Source organism: Hymenobacter glaciei (assembly GCF_039539585.1).
Lineage (GTDB): Bacteria > Bacteroidota > Bacteroidia > Cytophagales > Hymenobacteraceae > Hymenobacter > Hymenobacter glaciei.
The window spans coordinates 154,071-163,728 of sequence record NZ_BAABDK010000017.1; the positions used below are offsets into that span (position 1 = coordinate 154,071).

12 protein-coding genes are annotated in these 9,658 nt (G+C 61.9%); 6 read left to right on the forward strand and 6 right to left on the reverse strand.

All coding sequences use genetic code 11. The annotated features are described in order from the left end of the window. Positions 1-124: 124 nt before the first annotated feature. The 3 genes from ABD837_RS11450 to ABD837_RS11460 all read left to right on the forward strand — a co-directional run bounded on the left by ABD837_RS11450 (position 125) and on the right by ABD837_RS11460 (position 2,127). Positions 125-703, forward strand: a complete 579-nt coding sequence (locus ABD837_RS11450; protein WP_345054338.1) for a LemA family protein — start codon at positions 125-127, stop codon at positions 701-703. Positions 704-802: 99 nt separating this feature from the next. After that, positions 803-1,261 carry a TPM domain-containing protein gene (locus ABD837_RS11455; protein WP_345054341.1) on the forward strand — a complete coding sequence of 153 codons (459 nt, stop codon included), beginning with the start codon at positions 803-805 and terminating at the stop codon, positions 1,259-1,261. Next, complete coding sequence (locus ABD837_RS11460) at positions 1,258-2,127, forward strand: TPM domain-containing protein (protein WP_345054343.1); 870 nt, start codon at positions 1,258-1,260, stop codon at positions 2,125-2,127. Before ABD837_RS11455 ends, ABD837_RS11460 begins: the two co-directional genes overlap by 4 nt. 112 nt (positions 2,128-2,239) lie before the next feature. On the opposite strand, the gene ABD837_RS11465 is transcribed toward ABD837_RS11460, so the two are convergent. Next, complete coding sequence (locus tag ABD837_RS11465) at positions 2,240-2,875, reverse strand: DUF1684 domain-containing protein (RefSeq protein ID WP_345054346.1); 636 nt, start codon at positions 2,873-2,875, stop codon at positions 2,240-2,242. A 128-nt stretch (positions 2,876-3,003) separates the two neighbouring features. On the opposite strand from ABD837_RS11465, the gene ABD837_RS11470 reads away from it, so the two are divergent. Further along, positions 3,004-3,183, forward strand: a complete 180-nt coding sequence (locus tag ABD837_RS11470; protein WP_345054349.1) for a hypothetical protein — start codon at positions 3,004-3,006, stop codon at positions 3,181-3,183. A 75-nt stretch (positions 3,184-3,258) separates the two neighbouring features. Here ABD837_RS11470 and ABD837_RS11475 read toward each other — a convergent pair whose 3' ends face one another. The 5 genes from ABD837_RS11475 to ABD837_RS11495 all read right to left on the reverse strand — a co-directional run bounded on the left by ABD837_RS11475 (position 3,259) and on the right by ABD837_RS11495 (position 7,632). Continuing rightward, positions 3,259-3,927: a sterol desaturase family protein gene (locus tag ABD837_RS11475; RefSeq protein ID WP_345054351.1), complete on the reverse strand. Its 669-nt coding sequence runs from the start codon at positions 3,925-3,927 to the stop codon at positions 3,259-3,261. Positions 3,928-3,963: 36 nt separating this feature from the next. Beyond that, the gene (locus tag ABD837_RS11480) at positions 3,964-4,548 is read right to left on the reverse strand and encodes a shikimate kinase (protein ID WP_345054354.1); all 585 of its coding nucleotides are present in this window, start codon (positions 4,546-4,548) and stop codon (positions 3,964-3,966) included. 76 nt (positions 4,549-4,624) lie between these two features. After that, positions 4,625-5,683 carry an ABC transporter permease gene (locus ABD837_RS11485; RefSeq protein WP_345054356.1) on the reverse strand — a complete coding sequence of 353 codons (1,059 nt, stop codon included), beginning with the start codon at positions 5,681-5,683 and terminating at the stop codon, positions 4,625-4,627. An 82-nt stretch (positions 5,684-5,765) separates the two neighbouring features. Then, on the reverse strand, positions 5,766-6,923 hold the full coding sequence (locus ABD837_RS11490) for a BT_3928 family protein (protein ID WP_345054359.1): 1,158 nt from the start codon (positions 6,921-6,923) through the stop codon (positions 5,766-5,768). A 172-nt stretch (positions 6,924-7,095) separates the two neighbouring features. Continuing rightward, a complete protein-coding gene (locus ABD837_RS11495; RefSeq protein WP_345054362.1) occupies positions 7,096-7,632 on the reverse strand; it encodes a DUF1599 domain-containing protein in 537 nt (178 codons plus the stop codon). A gap of 119 nt (positions 7,633-7,751) precedes the next feature. On the opposite strand from ABD837_RS11495, the gene folP reads away from it, so the two are divergent. Next, the gene (folP, locus tag ABD837_RS11500) at positions 7,752-8,630 is read left to right on the forward strand and encodes a dihydropteroate synthase (protein WP_345054365.1); all 879 of its coding nucleotides are present in this window, start codon (positions 7,752-7,754) and stop codon (positions 8,628-8,630) included. A gap of 194 nt (positions 8,631-8,824) precedes the next feature. Beyond that, positions 8,825-9,658, forward strand: a complete 834-nt coding sequence (gene cdaA / locus ABD837_RS11505) for a diadenylate cyclase CdaA (RefSeq protein WP_345054368.1) — start codon at positions 8,825-8,827, stop codon at positions 9,656-9,658.

Consider the following 9,658-nt stretch of genomic DNA (forward strand, 5'->3'; position numbering starts at 1 on the left):
TACTTTGCCGCACCGGGCTCAACCGTAAGCGGGGCTGCCGGGTTTCGATTCACCCTTCAGGCTGGCCAATGGGCCGGCGCTTCTTTCTTCCCAACCAAACAACAAACCCCTTCTCTTTTTCAACATGAAACGTTTTCTTCTCTATTTCGCGGGCCTGGCCCTGTTGCTTACCCAGTCGTCGTGCGGCTACAACGGCATGGTTGAGCGCGACGCCGCCGTGAAAGGCCAGTGGGCCAACGTGCAAAGCGCCTACCAGCGCCGCTCCGACCTGATTCCTAACCTGGTGAACACCGTGAAAGGCAATGCCAAGTTTGAGCAAAGCACCCTCACCAGCGTCATCGAAGCCCGTGCCAAGGCCAGCTCCGTACAAATAAGCGGCGACCAGCTCACCCCCGAAAACATCGAGAAGTTTCAGGCCGCCCAAAGCCAGCTTTCCCAGGGCCTGGGCCGGCTGCTGGCCGTGTCCGAAAACTACCCGGAGCTGAAAGCCAGCGCGGCTTTTCAGGAGTTGCAGTCGCAAATCGAGGGCACCGAAAATCGCATCAACGTGGAGCGCAACAAGTTCAACGCCCTCACCACCGAATACAACACCTACACCCGCTCTTTCCCCAATAACCTGTTTGCGGGCATGTTTGGCTTCAAGGAAAAAATTCCCTTCCAGGCCGACCCCGCTGCGAGCAAAGCGCCAACGGTGCAGTTCTAAATCCAGTTCTCAAGCAACCCTGAGCAGCTAACATGACCGTCGGTTCGGCTGATGTCCTGTTAGCTGCTCATCGTTAACTCCCTTATTAGCTGTTAGCTGATGACATCTCCCCTTACTCCCGCCGAAGATGCGGCCCTGGTCGCGGCCATTCGTGCGGCCGAGGTGCAGACTTCGGGTGAAATCCGGGTGCACCTGGAGGACACCTGCCCCACCCCAGAGCCCCTCGACCGCGCCGCGCAGGTGTTCAGCGAGCTGAACATGCACAAAACGGCCGCCCGCAACGGCGTGCTGTTTTACCTGGCCTGGCAGAGCCGGCAGTTTGCAGTGGTTGGCGATTCTGCCATCAATGCCGCCGTGCCCGATGATTTCTGGGAAGCGACCAAGGAAGCCGTGCTCGAACATTTTCGGGGCGAGAAGTACGTGGTTGGCCTCGAGCGCGGCATCAAGATGGTGGGCGAGCAGCTCAAGCGCTACTTCCCCTACAATGCGGCTACCGACGAGAACGAGCTCGACGATGCCATTTCTTTCGGCGGCCCCAAACCGTCATCCGACGCATGAAAACTCCCGTGGCTGACGCCGCTACTTTGACGCGGCCCGCCGTGAATACCCCCGCACAGGCTTTGAGTGCGCCGCAGTGGTGGCCCCGGTTACTAATACTACTGGCACTGCTGGCCAGCTTTGCTGCCCCTGCGCAAACCCTGCCGCCACGCCCCAACCCGCCGCGCCTCGTCAACGACCTGGCCGGCCTGATGCAGCCGGGCGAGGCTGAGACGCTGGAACGCAAACTGGTGGCCTACAACGACAGCACCTCCTCGCAGATTGCCGTGGTAACCGTGGCCAACCTCGACGGCGAGGATATTGCCGACTACGCGCAGAAGCTCTACGAAAGCTGGGGCATTGGCCGCAAGGGCAAGAACAACGGCATTCTGATTCTGGTGGCCCAGCAGGAGCACCAGGCCCGCATCCAAACCGGCTACGGCCTCGAAGGCGCGGTGCCCGATGCCATGGCCAAGCGCATTATCAGCAACACGCTGGTGCCAGCCTTCCGCGAGAACCAGTACTACGCCGGCCTCGACCGGGGTACCGACCAACTCATTGCCCTGGCCAAGGGTGAATACCAGGCCGACCCCGCCGATGCCCGGCCCCAGGGGCGGCGCGACAGCTCGGGCTCGGGTATACCCTTCTGGGCCATTATCATCGTGTTGGTCGTGGTGTTCACCATGCTGCGCAACCGGGGCGGTGGCGGTGGGCGCGGTAACCGCGGCTTCGGCGGGGGGTTCATCCCCCCCATCATCTTCGGGGGCGGCTTTGGCGGCGGAGGCTTTGGTGGTGGTGGTGGCGGCTTTGGCGGCGGCGGAGGTGGTGGCTTCGGCGGCTTTGGTGGCGGCAGCAGTGGCGGCGGCGGTGCCAGTGGCAGTTGGTAATTATACAGAACGATGTAGGGGCGGGGCTTGCCCCCGCCCGTCGTTGGACGACTCTTCCGAATCGTTCAATGGCGGGCGGGGGCAAGCCCCGCCCCTACCCCGTTCTGCTGCTTCAGTGGCTGCTGCGCACGCCAGCCGGGATGGCTACGGTCAGCCGGTTTTCGGCGGGTGGCACGGGGCAGGAATAGGCGGAGCTGTAGGCGCAGAAAGGATTGTAAGCGCGGTTGAAATCGAGCTGCATCACGCGGGCCCCAACAGGTGGCAGGCGCAGGTCGAGGTAGCGACCACCGCCGTAGCTGCCGTGCCCGTTGCTGCTGTCGGTGAAGGGTACCATCAGGTAATCCTCGAAGCCGGGGCGCTTCAGCAACTCCAGTGGCTGATAGACGCTGAGGTGCTGGGGCTGCCCATCGAGCACGAAGCGCAACTCGCCGTATTTGCGGTACAGTGGCCGCCGAGCGGTGCTGGTAGGCATGGCGAATGGCTGGGACGTCGAATCGCGTACCAGCGTGGCCTCCACGTAGTAGCGGTAGTCGGTGGGGTAGAAAGGCAAGCCGGTGAACGCCTGGCGCTCGGCCGCCGACAGCGGCGACTCCTGCGGGTTGCGGAATTCGGCATTCAGGTCTGCCTGAAACTTGAGTACGCTCTGCTGATGGGCCGCAACATCAAGGTGTGAAGCGGCCACAGGCGCTTGGGCGCGGGCCGCCCCGGCCAACAGCCCCAGGCACCCCAGAAACAACCATTTTCTCATGCCCCAAATTACGGCAGCAGTCGGGGCAGCGGCGGCCAACTCAACCTTTTAGCAGCCGGCACAGTATCAGGCCTACCGGGGCAGCGGCGCTACCCGGTTATTCTTTCCTCACCCTCTTTCTTCACGCCATGAGTGCTTCCCGGTTTTCCCTGTTTATGTTGCTGGCTGCACTGGCCACTACCCTCACCGCCTGCGATGCAATTGGCAGCATCTTCAAGGCCGGTGCCTACACGGGCATCATTGCCGTATTTATCGTCGTTGCGCTGTTGTTCTTCATTGTGAACAAGATGCGCGGCCCGCGGCCCTAGTTCATACTAACATCAAAAGCAAAAAGGCGCGGCTCCCATCTGGGAACCGCGCCTTTTTTGTAGGCTGTGACCAGCCTATTTCTTGCTGGGCATAGTGCCAATGATGTGGTCCCAGAGCGTGCTACTCACGCCGAAAGCCACCTCGTCCTGCCGGTAGTGGTGCTGGCTGTGGTGCGTCCACCACACTTTCAGGAAGTTCTTGGGCGGTGAGTAGGCATGAATGGCGTAGTGCACGAACAGGTACATGGCGTAGCCGAACGTGAAGCCCGACAGCAGCCCGAAGGCATAGGAACCGAAGCTGAACCGGAAAATAAAGAACAGCAGCGAGGCCACAAACACCGTGATGATGGGCGGCATGGCCAGCCGGGTCTTGTCCTTGGGGTACTCGTGGTGCACGCCGTGCATGGTGTATTGGAACTTGGCCCGGCCCGGTGTGGTGGCCGGAATGTGGTACACGTAGCGATGCACTAGGTACTCGACCAGCGTGAAGGCCAGTAGCCCCACCAGGAACAGCCCCAACGCCGACACCCCCGACATAAAGCCGTGGGTGAGGCCGTAATACATGCTAACGATGCCAGTAGCCGCAAAAATGCCCACCGGCAGGGCGATGTGGGTGTGCGACAACCGCTCCAGCACCGGATTTTTGAACAGCTGCGCCGAGCCTTTGTGCTTAGGCCGCACGGGGGCAGCTTCAGTGGCAGGGGCCAGGGCTACGAAAGGCTCTTCGGTGGATATTGACTGCATAAGGCTAACGAACAAAGAACTAATCTAAGGACAAATTTACGAGGCGGGGGGCAATGTGCCGGGCTGGGCAAACCCCACGCCCGCCAACCGGGCCACAACGGCCGGCAGCGTGCAGGCCACCGAGCAGCGTACTCGCGCCTGGGCATAAAACCGTTTTCGCGCCGTAAGGGTTTCGCGCAGCCAAGCTTCCGCGCCCCCGGCAGCAGCCATCAGGGGCCGCTTGGCTACCTCTTCGGGGGCGAGGCGGGCAGCCAGTTCCGCCACCGGCACATCGAGCCAAAGGGTAGGGCCGGCTTGGTTGAGCAGGCTCATGTTATCGTGGAAGCAGGGCGTGCCACCGCCCGTCGCCAGCACCAGCGGCGGGCCACCAGCAGCCAACGCTGCCCGCAGTACCGTCGACTCTATATCCCGAAAACCAGCTTCGCCATCCTTGGCAAAAATCTCACGCACGCCGCGCCCGGTGCGGGCTTCAATGGCGAGGTCGAGGTCGAGGAATGGGCGGTTAAAGTGGGCGGCCAATTGGCGGCCCAGCGTGGTTTTGCCCGAGCCGGGCAGGCCCACTAAGCTCAGATGGCCGGAGCCGGTGGGTACCAGGGTTTCGCCGGTTGAGAGGTAATTCAAAGTTTGGGAAAGTGGGTGGACTAAAAAAGCGTCATGCCGAGTGCAGCCGAGGCATGACGCTCCATTCCGGCGGCAGTTATCCCAGCTTCACGCGGGGGTCGAGCACGGCGTAGAGCACATCGACCACAATGTTGATGACCACAAATAGCGCGGCCACAAACAGCGTGGCACCCATCACCACGGGAAAATCGAGGTTCTCGACGGCCCGCAACGTGACGGTACCCAAGCCTTTCCAGTTGAAGATGTATTCGATAAAAAACGCGCCGGCCATAAGCGAGGCGAGCCAGCCCGACACGGCCGTGACTACCGGGTTCAGGGCGTTGCGCAGGGCGTGGTGCAGCACGGTAGCGGTGCGGCTCAGGCCCTTGGCGCGGGCTGTGCGGATGTAGTCCTGGCTCAGCACATCGAGCATGCTGGAGCGGGTGAGCTGCGTGATGATGGCCAGCGGCCGGATACCCAGCGCCACGGCCGGTAGCAGCAGGTTGCGCAGCACCAGGTGCCGCTCCCCCGTGAACGGGTCGGTTTCGTAGAGCTGCCCGGTAAGGCTCAGGCCCGTGAAATGGCTCCAATAGAAGCCAAACGTGACGGCAATGAGGATGGCCGCCACGAACGATGGCACCGAAATGCCCAGCACCGAGGTGCTCACCAGCACCCTATCGAGCCACGAGTGGGGCCGCAGGGCTGCTGCCACGCCGAAGGTGATGCCGCCCACGCTGGCAATGAGCATAGCGGCCAGGGCCAGCCACATGGTGCCGGGGAAGTAATCGAGCAGAATGCGCAGCACGTCCTTGTTGCTCTGGAAAGAGCGGCGCAGGTAAGGCGTTTTCAGCACCAGCGCCTTGCTGCCCAACGGTAGCAGCGCGAAGCCGCCATAGCGGGCGCGGCCAGCAGAGTCGGCGGGGTGCAGGCCCAGCGGCGAAATATCATTCAGGTAGCCCACCAGGCGGGCAGGCAGCGGCTGGTCGAGGCCCAGGTCGGCGGTGATGGCGGCCTTGGTGGCGAGGTCGCTACGTTGGCCGGCCAGTAGCGCAGCCGGGTCGCCGGGCAGCACGTTGAACAGCAGAAACACCGTGCACGCCACACCCACCAATACAAGCAGGCCTTGCGCTAAGCGACGGAGGATGAAGGGAAGCATAAGTAGGACGCAGCCTTTGCTGCGTCAATCGGTGAACGATAAATAGCGGCGCGCCTACGCCCGACGCAGCAAAGGCTGCGTCCTACTGAAGCTTCTCCTCTACCTTGCCAATGCTGGGGATGTCGTGGTAGTGGTACTTGCCCTTCACCACGCCATCCTTCAGCAGCAGGAAGCCGGGGTTGGAGCGGATGATAGATTTGAGCACGGTGGCATCGGCGTAGTAGAAGGGCACGGCCAGGTTGGCACTGTGCCGGAACACGTCGAACTCGGCCGGGCTGCTGCTGGTGATGACCAACGGCGTGATGCCCCGACGCGAAGCTTTAGCATCGTCGAGTAGCTTGTTGATGAGGGCGTACCGGTCGCGGTCGGCTTTGTCGACGTCCTGAATAATGAGCACGAGCTTGTTACCCCGCAGCAGTTCGGGGGTGTAGTCGCCCTCGTCGTTCCACACCTTAAAATCGGTGACTTTGGGGCCGTCCTCGGGGTTGAGGGTTTCCATGCTTTTGTAGGTCCAGGTCGAGTCGGGGTAGGTGGTGAAATCCTGCGTTTTGCCGTCCTTTTCCATGACGTACTTGTAGCGCATGGGCGCCCGGGCCTTCATCAGCTGGCCTATGTTGTTGCCCACTTTGTAGGGCAGAAAGTCGAAATACGGCAGGTGGCCCAGTGCCCGCACCCCAATGCCAATGGCAATGGCCGTGACAAACGTCATGGTCATCACCCCAAAAATGCCCTGCACAAACGCATGGCGCAGAAAGCGTTGGTGCGTGAACACCACGCCCCACAGCACCAGCAAAAACAGGTCTTTGAAAAACGACGTCCAGGGCTTGAGCTTGATAAAATCGCCAAAGCAGCCGCAGTCCGTCACCTTGTTGAAAGCTGCCGAATAAAACGTGAGGAAGGTGAAAAACACCAGCAGCGCCAGCAGCGCCCACAACGTTTTGCGCAGGTGCCAGCGCAGCAGCAGCGCCGCTCCCAGAATAACTTCGAGCGAGCTCAGGATGATGGACAGCGTGCGGGCGCTGCCTTTTAGCCACAAAAAGAACCCGCCGATGCTGGGCAGGTCGGTGGCGAATACCTCGAAGTACTCCTCCAGCTTGTAGGCCGTGCCCACCGGGTCGTTCAGCTTGATGAGGCCCGAGAAGATAAACAAGGCCCCCAGCAAAAACCAACATACCCGCGTGAGGGTACGCAACGGATGGGAGGCGGGAGCAACGGCGATAACAGAGCTGGGAACAGACATAGAGAGCAAAGGTAAGCTGCGGGCAAAACGCGCGGACAAGGTAATGGGTTGTGGCCCGGGCCTGTCATCCTGAGCAGAGCGAAGGACCTTGTCACCGCTGCGCCTGATTGATTTACTGCAAGATGTTCAGCCGTGAGGAGTTCCTTCGCTTCGCTCAGGATGACAGACGCCTCTACTTCTCCCCGCGCAAAATCAGCGCGAAAACGGCGTAGTTCAGCATGTCGCGGTAGCTGCCCTCCACGCTTTCGCTCACCAGGGCCGCGCCGCCAATGTCTTCGAGCTGCTTCACGCGGTGCAGCTTCATCAAGATAAGGTCGGTAATGCTGGCCACGCGCATTTGCCGCCAGGCTTCGCCGTAGTCGTGGTTTTTGGCCAGCAGCAGGCGGCGGTTTTCGGCGGCTTCGTGGTCGTAGGCCGTGGCTACGGCCTCGGGGGCCATGTCCAGCGGGGTTTCTTTGGGCAAGTGCAGCTGCATCAGGGCAATGAGGCAGTAGTTGATGATGGCCACGAACTCCTCGTTCACGTCGTCGGCCACGAGCTGCACGCCGGTTTCCTGAATGGTCCGAATGCGGTTGGCCTTAATAAAAATCTGGTCCGTGACCGACGGCAGGCGCAGAATGCGCCAGGCCGTGCCGTAGTCGTGGGTTTTAGCCAAAAACAGGGTGCGGCAGCGGGCCAGCAGCAGGTCGTAGTGTTCGGGAGTAGTCAAGTTAGGGCAGGAGGGTATGAGGGCAGGAAGGTGTGAGGGGTTTCAGCCAAATATTTATCTCCGCCGCAAGTTCGCTCCCGGCTATGGATATTGAGCCCTGGTTCCGCTTAGTTCTGTTCATGTCTGCTTTCCCTCCCACCCACCTTCCCTGCTACCCTCATACCCTACGCAGCCCCCACGGCCGCCTGCTCGACCTGCGCCGGCCGCAGGTGATGGGCATTCTTAATCTTACGCCCGACTCGTTTTTTGCCGGCAGCCGCGTGGCCTCCGAGCACGACCTGCTGGCCCGCGCTGAGGCCATGCTCGCCGCCGGCGCGGCCGTGCTCGACCTGGGTGCCTACAGCACCCGCCCCGGCGCCGACGATATTCCCGAGCCCGAAGAGGCCCGCCGCCTGCTGCCCGCCGTTGAGTTACTGCGCAAGGAATTTCCAGACGCCTTTCTCTCCGCCGATACCTTCCGGGCCGGGGTGGCCGAAGCAGCCGTGCAAGCCGGCGCTGACCTGGTAAACGACGTAGGCGGCGGCACCCTCGATGCTGAAATGTTTGCCACGGTGGGCCGCCTGCGCGTACCCTACGTGCTGATGCACCTGCGCGGCACTCCCCAAACCATGGCCCAGCTCACGCATTACGACGGCGATATCGTACTGGAGCTGCTGCGCTACTTCCGCGACCGGCTGGTGGCCCTGCGCGCAGCCGGCGTGGTCGATGTGCTGCTCGACCCCGGCTTCGGCTTCGCCAAAACGCCTGCGCAAAGCCACGAGCTGCTGCGCCGCCTGCCCGAGCTGCAGGCGGTGGGCCTGCCCGTGCTGGCCGGCCTCTCGCGCAAGCGACTGGTATACGGCCCGTTAGGCCTGGGGCCCGAGGCGGCCCTGAATGGAACCACGGCCCTGCACATGGTGGCGCTGCAAGGCGGGGCCCGATTATTGCGCGCCCACGACGTGGCCGAAGCCCGGCAAACCGTCGATTTATTTGCCAACACCTTTCCATTGGCGGAATAAAGGCCGTAATTTGACAAAACAAGGGCACGGCATGCAACTGTGGCATAACTACTGTTGTCATCCTGAGTGCAGCGAAGGACCTTATTCACCGATGAACGATTTGCAGTGACTCAACTGGCTCAGGCTTGATAAGGTCCTTCGCTGCGCTCAGGATGACAGCCGTCTTCCATTCCTTTTCTCTTTCTCCCACCGCCATGGCCGGCCCTTTCCCCATCAACTTCCTGCATTTCGGCTGGATTGACGCGGCCGACGTGTTGCTGGTGACAGTGCTGCTCTACCAGCTGTACAAGCTGCTGCGCGGCTCGGTGGCGCTGAATGTGGCGCTGGGGCTGGTGTCGTTCTACCTGCTCTACCTGGTGGTGAAGGCCACGGGCATGGAGCTGCTCACCAAAATTCTGGGGCAGTTTATGAGCGTGGGCGTGCTGGCCAGTATCATTCTGTTTCAGCAGGAAATTCGGCGGTTTTTACTGAACGTGGGCAAGGCCACCGCCATCGAGCGCATGCGCGCCTGGACCTGGGGCCGCCCCAATGAGGCTGCTCCACTATCTGTGGGCCCGTTCGTGGAAGCCGCCAAAAGCCTCTCCAATAAGCTTACCGGCGCGCTCATCTGCTTCACGCAGTCCTCCGACCTCACCCCCTTTGCCGACTCCGGCGACCGGCTTGATGCTGAAATCAGCAAGCGGCTGCTGCTGGCCATCTTCAATAAAACTTCGCCCTTGCACGACGGGGCCGTAATTGTGGCCAACGGCCGCCTGCAGGCCGCCCGCTGCATTTTGCCGGTGAGCGAAAACCCCGACGTGCCGGCCTCGCTGGGCCTGCGCCACCGCGCCGCCATTGGCCTGAGCGAGATTACCGACGCCGTGGTGCTGGTGGTGAGCGAAGAAACCGGGGCCATGAGCCTCGTGCGCCACGGCGAGGTGCACCGCAACCTGCCCACCAGCGAGTTGCGCGCCCTACTGCACGAGTGGCTACTGAGTACGCCCGAGCAGCCCCAACCCACCGCCGACAGCACAGCCCTGTCGGCGTAG

Excerpts from the sequence above, each read along its gene's own strand:
- ABD837_RS11450 (WP_345054338.1), top strand. The coding sequence starts at position 125 with ATGAAACGTTTTCTTCTCTATTTCGCGGGCCTGGCCCTGTTGCTTACC.
- ABD837_RS11455 (WP_345054341.1), top strand. The coding sequence starts at position 803 with ATGACATCTCCCCTTACTCCCGCCGAAGATGCGGCCCTGGTCGCGGCC.
- ABD837_RS11460 (WP_345054343.1), top strand. The coding sequence starts at position 1,258 with ATGAAAACTCCCGTGGCTGACGCCGCTACTTTGACGCGGCCCGCCGTG.
- ABD837_RS11465 (WP_345054346.1), bottom strand. The coding sequence starts at position 2,875 with ATGAGAAAATGGTTGTTTCTGGGGTGCCTGGGGCTGTTGGCCGGGGCG.
- ABD837_RS11470 (WP_345054349.1), top strand. The coding sequence starts at position 3,004 with ATGAGTGCTTCCCGGTTTTCCCTGTTTATGTTGCTGGCTGCACTGGCC.
- ABD837_RS11475 (WP_345054351.1), bottom strand. The coding sequence starts at position 3,927 with ATGCAGTCAATATCCACCGAAGAGCCTTTCGTAGCCCTGGCCCCTGCC.
- ABD837_RS11485 (WP_345054356.1), bottom strand. The coding sequence starts at position 5,683 with ATGCTTCCCTTCATCCTCCGTCGCTTAGCGCAAGGCCTGCTTGTATTG.
- ABD837_RS11490 (WP_345054359.1), bottom strand. The coding sequence starts at position 6,923 with ATGTCTGTTCCCAGCTCTGTTATCGCCGTTGCTCCCGCCTCCCATCCG.
- folP (WP_345054365.1), top strand. The coding sequence starts at position 7,752 with ATGTCTGCTTTCCCTCCCACCCACCTTCCCTGCTACCCTCATACCCTA.
- cdaA (WP_345054368.1), top strand. The coding sequence starts at position 8,825 with ATGGCCGGCCCTTTCCCCATCAACTTCCTGCATTTCGGCTGGATTGAC.